At 63.6% G+C, this 20,459-nt stretch carries 15 protein-coding genes; 4 read left to right on the top strand and 11 right to left on the bottom strand.

The genetic code is table 11. The features are described from left to right. Positions 1-179 precede the first annotated feature (179 nt). Positions 180-824 (top strand): TetR/AcrR family transcriptional regulator, encoded by a 645-nt coding sequence (locus tag AC239G_RS06805; protein ID WP_482401599.1) that lies wholly within the window; start codon positions 180-182, stop codon positions 822-824. Between the two features lie 42 nt (positions 825-866). On the opposite strand, the gene AC239G_RS06810 is transcribed toward AC239G_RS06805, so the two are convergent. The 9 genes from AC239G_RS06810 to AC239G_RS06850 form a co-directional block, all read right to left on the bottom strand. Beyond that, on the bottom strand, positions 867-2,483 hold the full coding sequence (locus AC239G_RS06810; protein WP_482401600.1) for a nuclease-related domain-containing DEAD/DEAH box helicase: 1,617 nt from the start codon (positions 2,481-2,483) through the stop codon (positions 867-869). Between the two features lie 131 nt (positions 2,484-2,614). Next, the gene (locus AC239G_RS06815; RefSeq protein WP_139469613.1) at positions 2,615-3,997 is read right to left on the bottom strand and encodes an MFS transporter; all 1,383 of its coding nucleotides are present in this window, start codon (positions 3,995-3,997) and stop codon (positions 2,615-2,617) included. A gap of 302 nt (positions 3,998-4,299) precedes the next feature. Continuing rightward, the gene (locus AC239G_RS06820) at positions 4,300-4,971 is read right to left on the bottom strand and encodes a transporter substrate-binding domain-containing protein (protein WP_487489999.1); all 672 of its coding nucleotides are present in this window, start codon (positions 4,969-4,971) and stop codon (positions 4,300-4,302) included. A gap of 526 nt (positions 4,972-5,497) precedes the next feature. Next, the gene (locus AC239G_RS06825; protein ID WP_482401602.1) at positions 5,498-6,955 is read right to left on the bottom strand and encodes an amino acid permease; all 1,458 of its coding nucleotides are present in this window, start codon (positions 6,953-6,955) and stop codon (positions 5,498-5,500) included. Between the two features lie 162 nt (positions 6,956-7,117). After that, positions 7,118-7,843 (bottom strand): DeoR/GlpR family DNA-binding transcription regulator, encoded by a 726-nt coding sequence (locus AC239G_RS06830; protein ID WP_482401603.1) that lies wholly within the window; start codon positions 7,841-7,843, stop codon positions 7,118-7,120. Between the two features lie 66 nt (positions 7,844-7,909). Beyond that, positions 7,910-8,956: a 4-hydroxythreonine-4-phosphate dehydrogenase PdxA gene (gene pdxA / locus AC239G_RS06835; RefSeq protein ID WP_139469610.1), complete on the bottom strand. Its 1,047-nt coding sequence runs from the start codon at positions 8,954-8,956 to the stop codon at positions 7,910-7,912. A 65-nt stretch (positions 8,957-9,021) separates the two neighbouring features. After that, positions 9,022-10,428 (bottom strand): four-carbon acid sugar kinase family protein, encoded by a 1,407-nt coding sequence (locus AC239G_RS06840; RefSeq protein WP_253903671.1) that lies wholly within the window; start codon positions 10,426-10,428, stop codon positions 9,022-9,024. Then, a complete protein-coding gene (locus tag AC239G_RS06845) occupies positions 10,425-11,870 on the bottom strand; it encodes a GntP family permease (protein ID WP_482401604.1) in 1,446 nt (481 codons plus the stop codon). Before AC239G_RS06845 ends, AC239G_RS06840 begins: the two co-directional genes overlap by 4 nt. A 346-nt stretch (positions 11,871-12,216) precedes the next feature. Continuing rightward, entirely contained in the window at positions 12,217-13,278 is a 1,062-nt protein-coding gene (locus AC239G_RS06850) for a 2,3-butanediol dehydrogenase (protein ID WP_482401605.1), read from the bottom strand. A gap of 143 nt (positions 13,279-13,421) precedes the next feature. Here AC239G_RS06850 and AC239G_RS06855 point away from each other — a divergent pair, with 143 nt between their 5' ends. After that, positions 13,422-15,605, top strand: coding sequence for a heavy metal translocating P-type ATPase (locus tag AC239G_RS06855; RefSeq protein ID WP_487490000.1), 2,184 nt, complete (start codon positions 13,422-13,424; stop codon positions 15,603-15,605). A 92-nt stretch (positions 15,606-15,697) separates the two neighbouring features. Here AC239G_RS06855 and AC239G_RS06860 read toward each other — a convergent pair whose 3' ends face one another. Both AC239G_RS06860 and AC239G_RS06865 read right to left on the bottom strand, forming a co-directional pair. Then, the gene (locus tag AC239G_RS06860) at positions 15,698-16,648 is read right to left on the bottom strand and encodes a VOC family protein (protein WP_487490001.1); all 951 of its coding nucleotides are present in this window, start codon (positions 16,646-16,648) and stop codon (positions 15,698-15,700) included. 104 nt (positions 16,649-16,752) lie between these two features. Beyond that, positions 16,753-17,487: an IclR family transcriptional regulator gene (locus AC239G_RS06865; RefSeq protein ID WP_180345666.1), complete on the bottom strand. Its 735-nt coding sequence runs from the start codon at positions 17,485-17,487 to the stop codon at positions 16,753-16,755. Between the two features lie 190 nt (positions 17,488-17,677). On the opposite strand from AC239G_RS06865, the gene AC239G_RS06870 reads away from it, so the two are divergent. After that, positions 17,678-19,027 (top strand): RraA family protein, encoded by a 1,350-nt coding sequence (locus AC239G_RS06870; protein ID WP_139469703.1) that lies wholly within the window; start codon positions 17,678-17,680, stop codon positions 19,025-19,027. Next, positions 19,024-20,445, top strand: a complete 1,422-nt coding sequence (locus AC239G_RS06875; RefSeq protein WP_139469605.1) for a TRAP transporter large permease subunit — start codon at positions 19,024-19,026, stop codon at positions 20,443-20,445. Before AC239G_RS06870 ends, AC239G_RS06875 begins: the two co-directional genes overlap by 4 nt. Positions 20,446-20,459: the final 14 nt, after the last annotated feature.

Raw genomic sequence — 20,459 nt, forward strand, 5'->3', positions numbered from 1 at the left:
CGGTCTTCGGGCCGAGGCGATGATGTGTGCTCGGTCACTGAGCGTGCGTTCAGTCTGGCATCCGCCTGAAAAACAGTCAATACAGACTGGATCTGTGAGATAGTCGGAAGCAGCCCGTTTCGACCGCAGTTCTGCGGTGTCGAACAGCTCCAGAACGGAACACGGCAGAAGGGGATGCGATGGATGCCGGCAACCAGGCCGAACGCACTGCGCGCTCACGCGACCTCATCCTCGATGCCACGATCGAATGCCTGCTGCGCGAAGGATATGCGGCGACGACGACGGTGAGAGTCCAATCGATCGCGGGGGTGACTAGGGGGCGTCTGCTCCACCACTTTCCCTCAAAGCAGGATCTGCTCACGGCCGCAGTCAGCCGCCTCGGCGAACAGAGACTCAGCCGACGGCTGGAGGACCAGGACGACGAATTCGGTCGGATACTGGAAACGGAACGACCCGACGCCGCCGACGCCGAGGCCAGAAGCGATTGGGCGATTCGGACCCTGTGGACGGGGCTGATGCACGGCAGCTTCTTCTCTGCCCTCGAACTGTGGACGGCTTCGCGCACCGACGACGAACTGGCCGGGAACGTCCGTGAGCACGAGAGGATCGTCCTCGAACGCGTCAGGGACAATGCCCGCGAGCTCTTCGGACCGGCGGTCACGCGGAACCCGGAGTTCGATGAGGTCTTCACGATGATCTTCGCGAGCATGCGCGGAATGGCCGTGACCTACATGTTTTCCCGACGTGACCCGCATCGGGAGCCGATGCTCACCACCTGGCAGCGGACCGCGCGAACCCTGCTCTTGGGTGCGGCGCCGGACTGACATCGCAGACCCACCGACGAAACCCGGTGAGAACCTGAGCGATCAGTTCCCGTAGATCTCGTCGAAGATGGTCAGGTCACCGACGACGATGAGCTTCGTCGTCGCTCTCGACATACCGACGTAGAGCATGTCGATGGCTCGCTGGGGGTCTCTGAACCCGTTGAGGCAGAGCACCACGGCGGGCCTTTCGAGTCCTTTGAAACCGAGCACATGCCCGTAGAAGACGTCCTCTTCAGCGAAGAACTGATCCCAGTAGGCTGCGATCCCCTCGCTCTCCACGATGTTCTTCTGCTCCGGATGCCTGGATCCGGTGGTCAGCAGTGCGACCTGGCCGGCGTTCCACCCGGCATCCATGAGTGCTTCGACCTGCCCATCTGCTTCGGCTACGGCATCCTCGAGGCCGACGTCGATCCACTCGATTTCGTCGCCGGGCCCGTTGCGTGCGATCGGCGGTTCCAACGCGAGGTCGGCGATTCCGGCGACGATCTGCGATGAATTGCGGAGATTCTCGTCTAGCTGGATGGGGTTCATCGTGATCGGTGATTCGCCGTGACGGTCGAAGATCCGTTGGCGCTCATCGGTGAAGACGTAGAGGGTGTCGGCAAGCTGATTGCGCAGGCAGGATTGGACGGCTTCCCACCACAGCAGGCTGAAGTCCTGGCCTTCGTCGATGACGATGGCGTCGAAGAGTCTCTTGCGCGGACGCTCGTCGGCGAGTTCCTTGAGCATCGTGGGCAGTCGCTGTTCCCAGTACTCCGAGTCGTCGTCGCTGCCGGTGGGCGCACCCCAGCTGATGGGCAGGTCGTGGAAGAGCCCGACGAACGCGGGCCGGTCGACTTCGGGCCATTGTGCGGTGAAGAGCTGGAGGAAGCGGCCGAGCCCGCGGGAATAGCACATGAGGGCGACCTTCTTCCCCTCCTGCGTCAGCGCTCTGGCCTTGAGCAGGGCCAGATAGGTCTTGCCCGATCCTGCACCGCCGCTGATCTCGGCACGATTCTGGTGGCGGAGGATGCGGATGAGCTTCGCCTGCTCACGGCTGAGTGCATCGGCTCGGTCAGAGATTTCGGAGGCTCTGAGCTTGAGATTCTCCACCGCCTGGTTGGTCCTGCGGAGGTTCTTCAGCACGAACTCGTGGCCGGCCGTGAGGTCGTGGCGTTCGGGGTCGAAGTCGAAGCGCAGCTGAGTGGCGATCTTCGATGCCAGGGAACCGATCTCGGTGCCGTCGACGAGCTGACGCCTCGGCGCGTCCGGCTGGTCCCAGTCGCTCGGCAGTTCCGTGTAGGGGAGGACCGCAAGGTGGCTGATCGGTCCGGGGAGGCGGGAGAGCCGCGGGCGCAGATAGTCCACGAGGGTGTGCTTGGCGATCATCGCCTGCTCGAGGGGAGAGGTGGGCAGTCGGTTTCGCTTTCCCTGGGCGCCGGAGGTGAACCAAGCGCCGTCGACGACGTCGACGCGTCCGCCTTTGACCTCGACGACGGCGATGCCGGCGCCCGGCCACAGGATGAGGAAATCGATCTCGACATCCTTGTCATCGCCGGTCAGTCGTTGACCATGGATGATCGCCGCTGCATCGGGCAGCTGCCGGCACAGAGCATTCCACACGAGCTCCTCGGCCGTGGACCCATTGAAATCTGGCTGTTCGGGAATCAACGTGACCATGATCCGAGACTAACCCAGACTCGGTCGCAGAAGACCGGCGACACTGCAACGGAAGTTCCGTTGCGGTGCCGCCGGTCTGCTCCGTCGGAGGTGACGCGTCACTCAGCCCCGGTCACGAGAGGCCGGGACGATCATTTCGCGTCGTTGACGAGCTCCGATTCGTCGAGGATGACGTCCGCGCCGGTCTCAGGGAGGCCGCAGCCGCGCAACGAGGCACCGTTCGTCTCCTTCATGAAGATCGTGGCAATCAGACCGATCGCGCATGCAGCCATGACGAGGTAGGCGGGAATGATGGTGTTTCCCGTTGCGCCGATGAGTCCATCGCTGATCGAGGGCGCGGTGCCGCCGAACAGTGCGGTGGAGACGTTGTAGGCGATCGCGAAGCCTGCGAAGCGCACAGGTCCGGGGAACATCGCTGGGAAGGTCGCCGAGATGGTCGAGATCTGCGGGATGTAGAGGACACCGAGGACGGCCAGTCCGATGAGTGCCCACACGAAGCCGTTGGCCATGAGCATGAACATCGGAATCGCCGCGACGAAGAGTCCGATGAGAGAGAAGTACCAGACCGGCTTGCGCCCGACCTTGTCCGAAAGCATTCCTCCGAACGGGATGAGGATCATCATGAACGCCTGCGCAAGGAACATCACGGTCAGCGAGGCGTTCGCGCTCATGCCGACGGGATCCTGCAGGTACGTGGGCATGTAGGACAGCAGCGTGTAATTGACCACGTTGACCGCGACGACCATGCCGCCGAGGACGAGCAGCTGCTTCTTGTAATTCGCGAACAGGGTCGCGAAGACTTCCTTGACCGTCTTGTCGTTGTCGCCACTATCAAGTTCCTCATAGACGGGCGACTCGTCGAGCTGCGAGCGCAGGTACAGGCCGACGACGCCTAGAACACCGGCGAAGACGAACGGAATCCGCCATGCCCAGTCCGTCATCGTCTGTTCGCCGAGCCCGAGCTGCAGAAGGAGGACGAACAGCGAACCGGCCGCCATTCCGGCCAGAGTGCCGAATTCGAGGAAGCTGCCGAAGAATCCGCGCCGGTTGTCCGGGGCGTATTCGGCCATGAAAGTGGCGGCACCACCATACTCACCGCCTGAGGAGAAGCCCTGGATGACGCGGAGCAGAACGAGGATGATGGGTGCGGCGACGCCGATCGTGGCGTAGGACGGCAGCAGCGCGATGCAGAAGGTGGAACCGGCCATGAGCAGAATCGTCAGCGCCAGTACGCGTTTGCGGCCGAGGCGATCACCCATCGGGCCCCAGATGATTCCGCCGAGAGGGCGGAAGATGAAGGACACGGCGAATGTCAGCAGCGCCATCAGCTGAGCATGCTCGCCGGGGAAGAAGTGCTGAGCGAGATAGGTGACTGAGACGGCGTAAAGACCGTAGTCGAACCACTCCGTCGCATTGCCCAGGGCGGAGGCGGCGACGGCCTTGCGGACCGTCTTGAGATCGGGTTCGGGCGGGGAAGCAGGTGATGCGGATCCTGAGGTATCGGGGATGCTCATGAATTCCTCCAGTCATTCGGATCACAGTCGAAGTGATCCTTCTTTCGAACCGAAGCCACGTTACGAGCCTGTGCTCAGCTTCTCAATCGAAGAATCCTGTCAAATCATCGGCGTGTCATTAGGAGAATATTCGGTTTTGGTGCACCTGACCTGGAGGAACGTTCTGCGTCGCCAATATCGGCGCGGCAAGTCGTCTTCACAGGGAACAGTGAAGTTATCGTTATGGCAATCGGGTTGACAGAAAACTCAATCAATGACCGAATTTGTCTGTGCAAGCGAAAAGAGTAGTCTTCTCTTTCGAGCTATCCGAACCATTTCTTCTCGGCCCCGGCATAGGTGCCGTCGTGCTGGGTGATGCGCAGCCAAGTGTTGAGGTATTCAAGCATCTGGTCGTCGCCTGAACGTATTGCATAGCCCTGTTCGCTGAAGTTCAAGGGTTTGTCCGGGTTGACGGCGCAGAGTTCCGGTTCTTCATGGGCTACCCACTTGGTCTCTGGTGCGTCGGTCACCATGACATCGGCCTTGCCTTTGATGATCTGGTCGAAGATCGTATTGTTGTCGTCCCATTTGATGACCTTGGCCTCGGGAAAGTGCTCCGCGGCGAACTCTTCGTTGGTGCCACCTTTTGGCGTGATGACTTCAACACCGTCATCGTTGATCTTGTCAATCGAGTCGTACTTGTCCACCTTCCCACACTGGGTGATGGGAGTCTTACCGTCCTGCGTGGTCGGATCCGACATATACAGTTGTGCGGCCCGCTCTGTGGTGATAGAGAGCCCTCCCATGCCTATGTCGCACGCGCCTTTTCGAATCTTAGATGGGAATTCGTCCCAGTCGATTCTGACGAATTCTGGTTTCGCGTCGAGGTCGTCGGCGAAAGTGCGACCCATGTCGACGTCAATGCCCGACCATTCCTTCGCCTTCGGGTCGAAATAGGTGAAAGGACGGTAGTCCCCGGTAGTACAGATCTTCACGACTCCCGACGATTCGATTCGGCTCAATGTCGGGGAAGATCCGTGCGACTCTGTCGGCTTCGGACCTTCGGCAGCATTCTGATCGGAATCGCCGGTTGACGTACACCCGGCAAGTGCAAGAGAGATCGCACAGACTCCAGCGATGGTGGGAGCGAATTTGCTTGTGAACTGCATGACTTCGATGTCCTAGGTGAGGCGGGCGCGTCGGTTCGCAGGATCGTGCGTGATTAGAGTCTAGCTCGATGCATCGGGGAGACGGGTTAGTCTATCTGCGGTCAGGAAGGCGACCGATCTCATCCGCATGGCAGTTCCCACCTCCGCCGATGCCGGTGCCCATAGCCGACGGCCGACGGCACCTGCACCGGCTCATCCGGTGGACGATACCCTCGTTTTTGCGCCGAGCGCCGTAGATCGGATCGAAAACGTCGAAACCAGATGAATGAGCGGAGGGACCGCGCGTATGCACGGTCCCTCCACTCAATCGACTCAGGCCGAATGGCTCAGGTGTCAGAACGGTGGTGCTGGATCAGGATGCCGCAGATTCCTCTGCCGCGGCTGCTGCACGCTGATCCATCGCCGGAGACGTATCGATCCCGCGAGCGTTGAGGCGACGCTTGACCAGCGGCCACACGGCGAAGAGCACCGCAGTGGCGACTAGGCTCGTCCACACCTGTGCCCGGCCGTCCTCGCTGAGGAGCATGATGACGACGACGCCGATGACGACGATGATGAGGAAGATGTTGAGGATCGGCGTCAGCCACGATTTCAAGGTCAGAGCTTCTCGCTCGGCCGGGCTGAGTTTGAGTCGCATGCGCCACTGGGCGAGGGCAATGAAGACATAGACGAAGAGGGCTACGAGACCGCCGGAGTTCATGATGAAGTCGAAGATCCCTGATGCCGGGACGGTGAAGTTGGCGACAACTGCCGCCAGTGCACCGAGGCTCGAAGCGATGAGAGCGGCCACTGGGACGTTCGTCTTCGAGCGCTTGCGGATGAGCGCGGGCGCATACCCTTTGTCGGCCAGGGAAGCGAACATGCGGGAGGCCGAATAGAGGCCGGAGTTGAGCACCGAGATGACGGCGGTGAAGAGGACGATCGTCATGATCGCCGAGGCGCCCGGCAGACCGAAGAGACCGTAGACATGAGCGAACGGAGCGATCGTATCGGGATCGGGCAGCTCATCCCAGGGAACCGCGGTGACGATGATGAGCACGCCGCCGACGAAGAACAACATGATCCGCCAGATGACGGTCCGAGTGGCCTGGTTGATGCCGCGAGCCGGATCGACCGACTCGGCCGATGCCATGACAGCGATCTCGGTGCCGAAGTAGCTGAAGATGACGGTGGCCACGCCGATCATCACGGCACTGAAGCCCATGGGCATGAAACCGCCGTGGTCCCACAGGTTGGATACGGAATTCGTCGCGTTGGGCCAGGCGCCGAACACGAAGAGTGCACCGACGATGAGGAAGACGACGATCGTGATGACCTTGATGCTCGCGAGCCAGAACTCGACCTCACCGAAGACGCGGACCGAGAGGACGTTCGTGCCGATGAAGACGATGACGAGGAGGAGGGACCAGAGCCAGGTGGGAATCGCGGGGAACCAGCCTGACATGATTCCGCCGCCGACGACCGCTTCATAGGCGATGACGCCGACCCAGAAGTACCAATACAGCCAGCCGACGAGGTAGGCGGCCCACCCGCCCAAGGACTCGTTCGCGTACTCCATGAAGGAGCCGACGGCAGGTCGTCGCGCCGACATCTCACCGAGCATCCGCATGGCGAGGAAGACGAGAAGTCCGCCGATGAGATAGGAGAGGATGGCAGCCGGTCCAGTCGAGCGGATGACGTTTCCGGATCCGACGAAGAGGCTTGCACCGATGATGCCGCCGAGCGTGATCATGGTGATGTGCCGGTTGCGCAGCTTGCCGCCCCCAGCGGCGTTGTCAGTGTCAGCACCCGAGTTGTGGGGTTCGCTCATAGAGCTTTCTCCTTGTGAGACCAGGGCTCGGATTTCGCACGAATGCCGAGCCTCCAGGCAGTCACTGTTGAAACTGCCTCCGGGATTCTACACAGAAGTCGCGAGAATCAGATGTCGTCGATCACACGGTGGTCGGCGAATGGAGTTGTCAGCGCAGTATTGTCAATCGTGCCGGTGGGACGCGTGCTCGTCGATCCACGTCCAGCCGGGCGGCATCGGTGCCCATGCGGCGACATCGCGGCCGGCTTTCGAGCTGTCGGCGAGGACGACGACTGCTCCGGCCCGCTCGGCGATGAGCTCTTTCGTGCGTGCTTCGTCGAGACTCGGTTCGCCGAGGCCCTGTGCCGGATCCACGGCATCGGCACCGAGGAATGCAATGTCGACATGGATGCGCGACAGCGCATGATCGGACAGCGCGCCGGTGGTGCCGTGCGACAGTGTCGAGACCTCGCCGCCGACCATGATCACTGTGGGGCCGGCGGGATGAGCCAAGGCCAGCGCGATCTCGAGACCGCGAGTGAACACGGTGAGCTCTTTGCGGTCCCTGATCCGCTCGGCCAAACGCACGGTCGTCGAACCCGCGTCGAGGAAGACGGTTCGCACTCGGGCGTCGTCGAGTTGTTCGAGCGCTCGTGCGGCGATCGTGTCCTTCGCCTCCGCCTGCTGCTCCATGCGCTCGCCCAAAGGCGGTTCGACATAGCCGGCGGCTGCGGCTCCGCCGATGGTGCGGATGATCTCGCCGTCTGCGGCCAACTCACGCAGGTCGCGGCGGATCGTCGATTCCGAGGTCTCGAGAGCCTCGGCCAGGCGAGGTATGCTCCACGAGCCGGTTTTGAGCAGGCCGAGAATGGCTTCGCGGCGGCGCTGAGTCCCTGAGCGGATCGCCATCTGTTCTCCCTCTCATTCGGCAGTGATCCGGCCGCAGCGACGCCGCGGCCGGAGATACGACTCAGCCTACTGCGGCAGGTACTCCGCGCGGATGCCGTCGACGAACGGAGCGTAGCCGATGGCCGCGCGGTAGGCCGAGCGCATGGTGCCCGCATCGGCGATTCCCTGACCGGCGATGTCGAAGGCGGTTCCGTGATCGACCGACGTGCGCAGGATCGGCAATCCGACGGTGACCGAGATGGTGCCGTCGAAGTCGAAGGTCTTCGATGCGATGTGCCCCTGATCGTGGTACTGAGAGAGGATTCCGTCATAGCGGCCGGTCAGCCCCTGGTGGAAGACGGAATCCGCCGGGATCGGTCCGGCGACTTCGAAGGCGCCACCCGCATTGACCTTCTCCACGGCCGGGCGGAGGATCTCGATCTCCTCGTCGCCGAAGGCGCCGTTCTCGCCACCGTGGGGGTTGAGAGCAGCGACGGCCAGTCTCGGCGAGGTGACGCCGTAGAGCTGGAGGGCACGATGGGCGCGTTCGATGGAGTCGACCTGAGTGTCCACGGTCAGGGCGTCGAGAGCCTTGCGCAGGGACATGTGGCGGGTGGCGAAGAAGATCTGGAGTTTGTGGTCGGGGACCTTCGTGTTCTCCACGACGAACATCGTGTCCTGCTTCGTCACTCCGGTCAGCTCACCGAGCATCTCGGTGTGCCCGAGGTGCTGCGAACCGGACTTCCATACGGCTTCCTTGTTGATCGGGCCGGTGACGATGCCGGCGACCTGCTGATCCATGGCCGCCTTGGTGGCGAGCTCGATCGCGGCCACCGAAGCCCTGCCGGCGCGGGCATCGACGACTCCCCAGTCAGGAAGGTCATCCCCGAGAACGCCGATATCGAAGACGTCGATGACGCCTTCACCGGCTGACGGGGTCGACCAGTCGGAGATGGAGCGCAGTTCGACGTCGAGTCCGAGGACGTCGACGGCCCGTTTCATCACGGCCAGATCCGCCACAGCGATTCCATGCTGATCGTCTCTGCCGGCGAACTCCGCAAGCACCGTGGCGGTGATCTCCGGTCCGATTCCGACCGGGTCACCCACGGTCACGGCGAGTGCTGGTGCTGTCATTTCTGTCTCCTCAGATGGTTCGGATGGATGTCGGTGGGTGGGGCGTTGGGGTCGTCGTGCACGATTCAGTCTCGCCTGACGCGAGCAGTCGTCGACAGGAATTCGAGGCAGTCGACGGCGGTGCCGGTGTCACCGATGAGTCCGCCTTTCGTGACGATCGGCAGTCCGTCAGCGCTTCCGCCGACGAGGCGACCGCCCACGGCCAGAGGCACGATCTCCTTGTCGATCTCCATCCCCATCGCACCGAGCTCGCGCATCACCGTGGCAGTGACGTCCCCGCCGGTGGTGTAGAGGCCGGAGACCGGGATGGCGGACATGACCGCCGAGGCGATCAGTGCCAGGCGCCGTGTCGTCTCTTCGGATTCAGCGTCGGTGAGTTCGCGCAGGTCGCTGGTCTCGAGGACGGTGGCGATGATGATCGCCCGCGCCGAGGCGGTCCGATCGATGAGGCCGAGTGCGGCCTCGACATCGGGCAGTCCCGCGTCGTCCAAAGGTGCACGCAGGACCGTGATCGTGGGGTCCTCGGCCACTGCTGCAAGCTGTGCACGGGTGACCTCAGTGGCCGATCCCGAAATGCCGAGCAGAATGCCGTCGGCGCGAGTCGGCAGCCGAGACTGAGCCAGGGCGAGGCTGCCGGGCCCGGGGTCGATGGTCACCCAGTCCAACCGCTCACCGTCGGCCAGACCTGCCCGGTCGCGGATGTCGGGGGAAGCCGCCTCGGCGAGCTCGTGGCTGATCTCAGCCATGACGGACCCGACGAGGTCGATGTGGTCGGTGGTCAGGGCATCGGCGATGAGCACGTCCGTTCCTTCGCCGATGGCGTCGAGTACGGCGGTGCGTACGGCATCCCGACCGGCCAGCACCGTGGCGATATCGATGAGGCGGCTGTTGAGATCCGTGCCGGCGGCAAGGATGTCCTCGATGACGGAGGTGCGCATGGGGGAGCGGACGTCATGGGCGAGCTCGGTGTGTTCGAGCAAACGACCGCCCAGCAGCTGTCGCCCCTGCACGGTGGTTCTGCCTGCGGCAGGGAACGCCGGCACGCACAGGCCCAGTACGCGGTGGCGTGGCCCGTCGGTCGCGGCGAGAGATCGTCTGCGGGCCGAGATGGCGGCGGCCGCGGCGGGTCCGACGTTGCCGCGCAGGGTGGTGTCGATTCGGCATGCTACGAGGTCGACAGCCCCGGCGGTTTCGATGAGCTCGGTGTAGAGCTCACTTGCCTGCCGTGCGGGCAGGTGCCGGGAGTCGGTGTTGACGACGACCGCGTCGAAGTCATCGAGCAGTCCGCTGATGTCGAGGTTGCCGGCCGGCCTGGTATCGGTGACGGTGATCGTCCGCAGCCCCGCCTCGGCGAACAGGGCTCCGCACGCATTTCCGCCGGTGAGGTCGTCGGCGACGATGAGGATGCGCGGACTCGCCTGGGCCGAGGCGGCTGCGGTCGTTTCGGAGTCGGACATTCGGGAGGCGCTCATACGACCAAGTCGAGCACGAACAGCAGCGGAAGGGAACAGATCCACACGGCGGTGGTGATTCCCGACCAGCCCTTGATGGCATTGATTCCGTCGAGGCCGGTGAACCGGGTGACGACCCAGAAGTAGGAGTCGTTGAAGTAGGAGAAGACCATCGAACCGGCGGTGCAGGCCATCACGGCCACCAGCGGGTCGAGTCCCAGCGGGGCGATGAGCGGAGCCGTCACCGAGGCGGCGGTGATCATCGCGACCGTGCCCGATCCCTGAGCCAGACGCACGAGCGAGGCGATGAGGAACGGGACGAGGAGGGCCGGCAGGCTGATCGAGGCGATCGCCTCGGCGAGGGCATCACCGACGCCCGACTCGCGCAGCACCAGTCCGAAGCTTCCCCCGGCGCCGGTGATGAGCAGGATGAGTCCGGCTGAGGCGGCGCCGTCGGCCAGCCAACTCTGCACCTGGTTGCGTGGGGTTACGCGGGGCAGCAGTGTGTAGACGGCGAGGACGAGGCCGATGATGAGAGCGACGACGGGGTTGCCGAGGAAGGCCAGAGGTGCGACCCAGGCGGAGGGCTCGTAGGCGTCTCCGGAGAGCTCGCCCTGAGCGTTCTTGTCGATCGCGGTGCTCACCGTGTTGGCGACGATGAGCAGCAGCGGGACGATGAGCGGCAGGAAGCCGAGGAAGGCGCCCGGCTTCTTGCCGGTGCCCGGGGCGGGGCCGGTGCCGGCCGAGTCTCCGCCTTCGGCGGTGAGGACGGTGCCTCCGGCGGAACCTGATGCGGTTTCGGCGACCGCCTCGGCGTAGACATCACGCTTGACCTGGGCGTTGAGGACGGGTTCGAGCTTCGGTCCGATCCACCGGGCGTAGACGACGACAACGGGCAGGAGGATGACGGTGAAGACGAGTCCGGCGAGGATGACCGATCCGATGTCGGCGCCGAGGATGCCGGTGGCCGCCAGCGGACCGGGCGTCGGCGGCACCATATGGTGGGTCAGTGTCATTCCGCAGCCCAGAGCCAGGGCGAGGGTGACGTAGCCGCCCTTCTTCACACGGGCGATGGAGCGTGCCAGCGGGTTCATGATGACGTACCCGGAGTCGCAGAAGACCGGGATGGAGACGAGGGAGCCGACGGTGCCCATCGCCCAGGGCTCACGGCCCTTGCCGAAGGCGCGCAGGAAGGCCCGGGCCAGGGAGTCGGCGGCACCGGAGACCTCGAGGATCTTGCCGATGCCGACGCCGAGTCCGATGACGATGCCGATGCTGGCCAGGGTGTCGCCGAAGCCCGTGGTGATGGAGTCGACGATCGAGAGCAGGTCCTGACCGGCGACGATGCCGGTGACGACGGCTGCCAGGAGCAGAGCGATGAAGGCGTCGAGTCGGGTCGCGAGCACGATGACGACGATCGTCGCGATTCCGGCGATCAGCGCCAGGATGAGTTGCAGGTCCATAAGGTCCTCCGCGGTGAGGCCGGCTCAGGGAGCCAGGGTGTGTGGTTCTCATTGGCTTCGACCTGATGTGCGATGCCCGTTGGGCAGTCGACGATCAGAAGCGAAGTTGAACAGTATGAGCAAGTATGAGTCATAACTGCACGTTTATGCAATGTCGAACGCGGGTGCGTTCCTCCTGCGGGGAGGGTGCGTGAATGCGGGGCCAAGCGTGTGAGTGCGGAGGCGCGTGCGTGAATGCAGAAATTCGAGGGAGCGGAATGTTGATTTCAGCGGACTGAATCGACATTCTGCTCCCTCGAAACTGCGGAGTGCTCGTCAAGAGGGTGCCGAGGAGGTTCCTGATGGCTCAGGCGCGGGGGTCGACGATGATCTTCACGTGGTGTTCGTTGTTGTCGATGAGCTCGTCGAAACCGCCGGTGATGAGGTCGTCCAAGCCGATGCGCGCGGTGATGAATGCGGAGAGGTCGATCGTTCCTTCGGAGACGAGGCGGATCGTCTCAGGGTGGTCTCCGGCGTAGCCGATCGTGCCACAGAGGTCGATCTCCTTGAGCACGAGACTGGGCAGATCGACTTCAGGTCTGTGTCCCCAGATGGACACGTTGACGATGACTCCACCCGGACGGGTGGCATCGATGAGCATGTCCAGGACGGCGGGGACAGAGGAGCATTCAAACCCGACGTCGGCGCCTTTGCCGTCGGTTCGTTGGCGGACCGACTCAGCGACATCGGATTCTCTGGGGTCGAAGACTTCGTCGGCCACTCCCGTTGACTCTGCCATGGCCTTCCGCGCTTCCGAGAGTTCAGAGATGAAGACGGTCAGGCCCTTGGCTTTGAGGACGGCTGCAGTCAGAAGGCCGATCGGGCCTGCTCCGCCGACGATGGCGGTCTGGCCTGCAGCGGCGCCGGAGCGTGTGGCTGCGTGGTGGGCAACTGACAATGGTTCGATCAACGCAGCCTGGTCGAGCGGAATATCGCCGATCGGGTGCACCCAACGGCGTTGGACGACGATCTTCTCCGAGAGTCCGCCGCCGTGCCCGCCGAGGCCGATGAAGTTCATGTCTTTCGACAGCTGATAGCTCTGGCCGGGGCCGGTGTCGACGTCTTCGGCAATGATGTAGGGCTCGACGACGACGTTCTGCCCTACCTCCAGATCATCCACTCCTTGGCCAAGCGCTGTGATCGTGCCGGAGAATTCGTGCCCCATCGTGACAGGCGCGGACTCGCCGGAAATCGGATGGGGGTGCCCTGCCGGAGGGACGAAGATCGGCCCTTCGAGGTATTCGTGGAGGTCCGTTCCGCAGATCCCGCACCATGCGACGTCGATGGCGACAGTGCCTGGACGCAGTTCGGGCTCTGGGATGTCTTCGATCCGGATGTCGTTGCGCGCGTGGAAACGTGCTGCTCTCATGGTGATTCCTTCCGCGGTCTGAGAATGCCGTTCGGCATTCTTTGACGCTAGGGCGCGTGAGGCGATCGAGCCAGGGTTGCAAGGGATTGCATGTGGGCGGCGTCACCGTTGATTTATACCCCCTAGGGGTATAAATTGAAGGCATGGACAGACAGCAGAATCATCAGCAATACGGAATGCAGTCTGCTGAGACGGGCCATTCCGCACACACTGAGGCCATCGCCCACTCCGATCACGCTCAGCATGACCACAGTGGTCATGGCGACCACTCCGGTCACGAGAGCCACTCCGGCCATTCGGGCCACGCGGGTCATGCCGGCCATGGCGATCATGTCGCGCAGTTCCGGCGCCTGTTCTGGATCATGCTCGTCATCGCCGTCCCTGTCGTCGCGTTCAGCCCGATGTTCGGCCACCTCGTCGGGTATGAGATTCCCGAAACCGGCCTCCTCGGTGCGCTTCGCTGGCTCGCTCCGATCCTCGGCACCGTCATGTACGTCTGGGGTGGTAGGCCGTTCCTGACCGGCGGCCTCGACGAGATCAAGGAGCGCAGCCCCGGCATGATGCTGCTCATCGCCTTAGCGATCACGGTCGCCTTCATCTCCTCCTGGGGCTCGTCGTTGGGTCTGCTCGATCCGCAGCTCGACTTCTGGTGGGAGCTGGCCCTGTTGGTCGTGATCATGCTCGCCGGTCACTGGATGGAGATGCGTTCTCTGGCACAGACCACCTCGGCGCTTGACGGTCTCGCCGCGCTGCTGCCGGATGAGGCCGAGAAGATCATCGATGGGGAGACGGTGAGCGTCGCTCCGTCCGACCTCGTCGTCGGGGACATCGTCCTCGTTCGACCCGGTGCCTCGGTGCCCGCCGACGGACGGATCATCGACGGTTCGGCCCATATGGACGAATCCATGGTCACCGGAGAATCGACGACGGTCCGACGCGGCGAAGGCGACTCGGTTGTGGCCGGCACCGTCGCCGCCGATTCCGGGCTTCGGGTCGAGATCACCGCGATCGGTGGCGACACAACGCTGGCCGGTATCCAGAAGCTGGTCTCCGACGCTCAGAGCTCGTCATCGCGAGCCCAGCGCATCGCCGATCGAGCCTCGGCCTGGCTGTTCTGGTTCGCTCTCGGCGCTGCCGTCATCACAGTGGTCGTCTGGACGCTCATCGGCATGCCCGATTCGGCGGTCGTGCGCACGATCACCGTGCTCGTCATCGCCTGTCCTCACGCCTTGGGTCTGGCCATTCCGCTGGTCGTGTCGATCGCCACCGAACGTGCCGCCCGTGCCGGCGTCCTCGTCAAGGACCGGCTCGCGCTCGAGACGATGCGCACGGTCGATTCCGTGCTCTTCGACAAGACCGGCACTCTGACGAAGGGTCAGCCGACGGTCACCGCCATCGAAGTCGTCGAGGGTGCCGGGGCCACGCGGGCCGAGAGTGAAGTGCTTGGTCTGGCGGCTGCGGCCGAAGCCGACAGCGAGCACCCGCTGGCCGCAGCCATCGTCACGGCTGCGGCTGAACGGGGGATCGACGTGCCGACAGCATCCGACTTCTCGTCGTCACCTGCGGTTGGGGTCAAGGCCGTCATCGCAGGCCAGACGGTCGAGGTGGGTGGTCCCAGACTGCTCGAGGCGTATGACGCGCCCGAGGCGAAGTCTGCGGAGGCCTGGCGAGCCGAAGGTGCCATCATCCTCCACGTGCTCGTCAACGGATCTGTCGTCGGAGCCCTGCGGTTGGCCGATGAGATCCGGCCGGAGTCTCGCGATGCCGTCGATGCACTCCACGCCATCGGTGCACAGGTCGTGATGATCACCGGAGACGCCGAGGCGGTCGCGCAGTCCGTTGCCTCCGAGCTCGGCATCGACCGTGTCTTTGCCGGCGTTCATCCCGCCGACAAGGCGGCGAAGGTCTCCGAGCTGCAGGGGGAGGGGCGTCGTGTGGCGATGGTCGGTGACGGTGTCAATGACGCTCCTGCGCTCGCGCAGGCCGATGTCGGCATCGCCATCGGGGCCGGAACCGATGTGGCCATCGGCTCTGCCGGAGTCATCCTCGCTTCCGACGATCCGCGGTCCGTGCTCTCGATCGTCGAGCTTTCTCGGGCGACCTATCGGAAGATGAAGCAGAATTTGTGGTGGGCGGCCGGATACAACCTCCTGTCGGTGCCGTTGGCAGCAGGAATCCTCGCTCCCATCGGGTTCGTTCTGCCGATGAGCGTGGGCGCGATCCTGATGTCGATCTCGACGATCGTCGTCGCCCTCAACGCTCAGCTGCTGCGCCGACTCGACCTGCATCCGCATGCGGCTGTCGAGCGAGTGCGTTCCAAGAACTGATCTCGGCGCAGACGACTGAGGCGGGTGATGCCGTTGAGCATCACCCGCCTCAGCGTGTTCTGGCCGGTGGAGCTCTTCGCCCCGGCGGAGTGTCAGCGCGCCAGCGTCTCGTCGATGGAGCTGGTTCCGATGGCGAGAGTGACCTGCGTGCCCCACGGGTCGACGACTCGCACAGAACGTCCGTCATCAGCGAAATCGAGGCTGTGCGCACGCAGACGCGCGACCAGTGCATCGAGATCCTCGCGGCCGGGAACGGTGATCGCCACATCCCCGAGACCGAGGCTGGCCGCCCGGGGGCCGGCACCGCGGCTGTTCCAGGTGTTCATGGCCACGTGGTGGTGGTATCCGCCGGTCGCAGCGAAGAGGACTCCGGGCATCGACGACAGTGACGGTTCGAAGCCGAGCGCGTCGACGTAGAACTCACGGGCCTGCGGGATGTTGCCGACCTGCAGATGGACGTGGCCGACGATGCCGGGTTCGGCCACGGTGTTCGCGAGGACGTCCTGGTTGAGGTGACGCTCGAGGAAACGGTTCGGATCGAGGTGGATCGAATCCATCTGGACCTCTCCGTCGATGGAGTGCGTCCATTCCGAGCGAACCCGGTCGACGTAGAGTTCGATGCCGTTGCCCTCGGGGTCGGTGAAGTAGAAGGCCTGGCTGACCAGGTGGTCGCTGGATCCGACGAAAGTGCTGTTCGTGTTCTGAGCGGCATGGGCGACGGTGGCCGCCAAAGCTTCCTTGTCGTCGAAGAGGAACGCGGTGTGGAACAGGCCGGCCTGCTTGGGGTCGACACCGGGAAGGCCCGGGGTGGCGACGAGCTTGACCAGGGGAGTGGTGCCGCGGCCGAGCACGCGGTGGACTTCGCCATCGCGGGAGGTCTCCTCGAGAGGTTCCATCGCCAGGGCGTTCGAGTAGTAGTTCGACATCTCCTCGAGATCGCCGACGCGCAGAGTCACGGCGTCCATTCCGGTGGCGGCGCTGAGTGTGGTGTCATTGACGGCCGGTGAGGCGGTCGTATCGGTGGGGGTGTCGGTGACGGTCATGCGGCTCTCCTGAACACGGTGTGCTGATAGATCCAGTGTAGATCTATCTAGTTGAACATTCAACAACCATGCTGGTGGTTCTTATTCCCAGAGGTCGGAGCGGGTTAGTTTCCCGGTAGCTCAGGAAGGCCGTGGCCGATGGAGATCGCCGCCTGTCGAACCTGACGGCCCAGCGATTGAGTCTTCTCTTCGGGGAAGTCGTCGATTGTTCCGGTGACCTGGATGGCGGCAAGGATTCCATAGTCGCCCGGAATTGCGGCGGCGACGCTGGCGACCCCGGGCTCGCGTTCTTCCCGGGAGATCGAATAGCCGCGATCTCGGATCCCGGCAACGTCGAGCATCAGTGCGTCGAGCTCGGGGGTCTGCTCAGGTTTCGCCGCCTGCTCCTGATGCAGTGTCATGATGTCGTCGTCCTTGAGCTGGGCGAGGATGGCCTTTCCGCCGCCTGTGGTGAGTGGGAGCCGAGAGCCGACGACGAGTTCGTAGCCGAAGTTGCGGGCAATGCCCGCACGGGAGAGGGCGACTCTCTGTCCATTGTGTTCGCGGTACAGCGTTGAGGTCAGGCCGGTGATTGAGGCGAGTTCGATGAGCACCGGGCGGGCTGCGCGGATCAGGGGGTTGGTCGTTGAGAAGGCGTGTGCGCCGAATGTTAGAGCAATGCCCGGGCGGTAGCCGTTGCTGTCTCGCTCCACTCGATCGCGGGACTCGAGGACGGCGAGGATTCGCTGAGTGGTTGCCACCGGGAGTTCGGCGCGCCGAGCGATCTCATTCAGGCGTAGCGGTCCTCGTGAGCTGTCGAGGATCTCGAGAACGTCGATGGCTCTCTCGAGTGACCTCATCGGGGATTTCTGGGCAGGCATTCGGTCCCTCCGGTCGGCTGTTGGGTGCGTCGGACTCCCATGCAGTGAGATTCTACCTTCCGGAAATGATGTTCCGTTTTCATTTAGCGGATTCACGGTGTTGACAATCACTTCCGCGCACTGCAGTATTTCGTACTGCGACATTAAGTCTCATAGAATGGGTGCAAGGATGCATATAGCGGTAATTGGTTTGGGTGAAGCGGGAACGCTCTACGCCCGTGGCCTCGTCGAACTCGGTTGGGAGGTCACCGGATTCGACCCGGCCGACATTCCGACTCCGCGCGGAGTCTCACGCGTAGCGTCGCCGAAGGATTTGGTCGAATCCGCGGACGCAGTGATGTGCCTCGTCGGCGGTCGTGCGGCCGTGCCCGCCGCCGCCTCGGTGGCCGAATTCCTGTCACGGGACGCGTTCTTCATCGACATGAACTCTGCGTCGGCAGAGATTAAGGCACACGTTGCCAGCGTCGTCGGTGTCCGCAGGTATGCCGACGTCGCTGTCGTCGGCTCAGTTCCCGAACACGGCGCAGCCACGCCGCTGGTCATCAGCGGTGCCGCCTCGGGCCGAGCGGCGGAGGTCTTCTCCGCGCTCGGGGCCGCTGTCGAGGACATCGCCGGAGAACCCGGCGATGCCGCACGGCGCAAGCTCCTGCGCAGCTCATTCATGAAGGGCCTTGGGGCGCTCATCGTCGAAACGCTTCGCGCAGGCGAGGCGATGGGGGCCGAAGACTGGGCCCTCGCACAGATCGCCGACGAACACTCCGGAGGAGCCGAATCGGTCGAGCGCCTCAGAACCGGGACGATCAAGCACGCAGACCGTCGCGGACATGAGGCAGAAGAAGCCGCAGAGATGCTTGAACAGCTCGGCGTGCGAGCGACGATGTCGCACGCGGCGGCGCATTCTCATGCACAGATCGTCAACGACGCGGCCCGGTCCGAGCAGGACCTACTCAAGGCCTACTCGACGATCCCGGCCGCCAACGTCGGCGATGCCCGCGACCGAATGGGAATGCTCGACGGCGGCATCAGGGCGCTGTGGCCAGGTGCCAAAGCGGTGGGGTGGGCGAGGACCGTCTGGGTACCGGCCGGCGACAACCTCCGTCTGCGCGAAGCACTCGACCGGATCGAGCCCGGCGATATCCTTGTCGTCAACGGCCATGGACACACAGACCGCGCACTCATGGGCGAACTCATGGCGGAGAAGGCCAAGGCACGCGGCGCAGTCGGAGTCATCGCGGACGGCGCACTCCGAGACGCCCGCGATCTCGAGGAGATCGGATTCTCCGCCTGGGCCCGGGCGGTCAGTCCTGCGGGGCCGTACAAGAACGGACCCGGACAGATCGACGTCCCGGTCGCGGTCGGCGGGGTCGTCGTCGAGCCTGGTGACCTCATCGTCGCCGACGACGACGGAGTCATCGTGGTCCCAGCGGGAGAAGCCGCGTCAACACTGCCCAAGGCACTGTCTGTCCAGGAGGACGAAGCAGGACGTCGCGCGCAGATCCTCAGAGGTGACCTGACATGATGGCCGTTCTCGCGCTCGTTGTCTTCATCGCCGTCATCATCGTCTGGAATGCCGTCGTCGGTCGCAACATCGGCGAGGCGATGACTCTGGGTTTCCTCTCCATCTGCGTTTTCGCCTTCATCGCCGGTCCCTCCGGCGAGGACTCGGTGCTGACGATGATCTGGGCATCCGTCTCCGACGCTCTGACGGAAGAGATCATGTTCGCCGCGCTCGCCTTCGTCTTCGTGTCCTATGTGCTCGAGCGAACTCCCGTGCTCACCAAGCTCGTCGATCTGCTCAATTCCCTGCTAGGGCGATTCCGCGGAGGCCACCTCTACACCACCACGGTGGCCGGAGCGATCTTCGGCGCCATCGCACATATCGGCGCTGCCATCACCGCTGCAGTCGGATCGATCACGATTCCCTGGATGAAGAAGTCCGGGGTCAAACCGGAGATCGCCGCTACCGTGGCATCGGGACTTGCCGGCTTCGGTGTCAGCTTTCCATTTTCGGGAACGATGTTCATCCTCGTCGGCGGCCTTGTTGCGCAAGGAGCGATGGAGTCCCATGAGATCGTCATGCCCTTGTTCTTCGCCGGGCTGTGGGCGCTCGTCTACCGTCTGATCGTGGCGTTCTGGATAGTTCGGAAATACAAGATTCCGGCAGTGCCGTCTGAAGATCGACTGCCCATCCGCACGAGTCTGTCCCAGGGATGGACGACGATTCTGCTCCTGGTTCCCATTTTCGTTCCCCTGGTCCTGTCGTTCGGTCCGCTCGCGGATTTCCTCGCGGACTTCACTGGCGTCAGTGCAGAATCCGAACCTGGCAAGACTCTTGCTGACGGCACAGTTCTCGATCCGACACCGCTGGCGATGCCGGACGTCGTCAGTCTGCTCACCTGGATTCCGGTGCTGATGATCGTCTTCGTGCTCATCCTCGGGCGCAAGTCACTGCCGAGATCGGCCTCGGGGTGGTGGAAGCTCATCGAGGGATCTGCCTCATCGTTCGGCGTCATCGGCATCACGATCTTCGCGGCATTCTCCGCATCGAATCTCCTCGGGGAGATCGGTCTGGCTGCCGAACTCGAGGCGCTGCTGTCCTATCTCGATGTGCCGAAGTGGCTGATGGCGATCGCAATCGGAGTGATCATCATTCTCATTGCTGTGCCGCTGACCGCCAGCGCGACCATGGCTGCGATCGGGCCCGTCGCGGTGATGACGATGGCGAGTACGGGCATTCCCGTGCCGGTTGCAGCGGCGGCAGCCCTGATCTTCGCCTCGACGGAGGGGGCCTCTCCGCCATCAGGGGCTCCGATCTACGTGGCAGCGGGCATCGCTGAGGTGAATCCCGGTAAGACATTCGTCCCGCTGCTCAAGTACTACTGCGTCCCGTTGCTGGGCGTCGGCACGCTCATCGCCCTCGGGTTCCTCCCGATCTGAGCCGCGAGAAGTCA

The sequence above is a fragment of the Brevibacterium sp. Lmc1 genome (assembly GCF_057654315.1).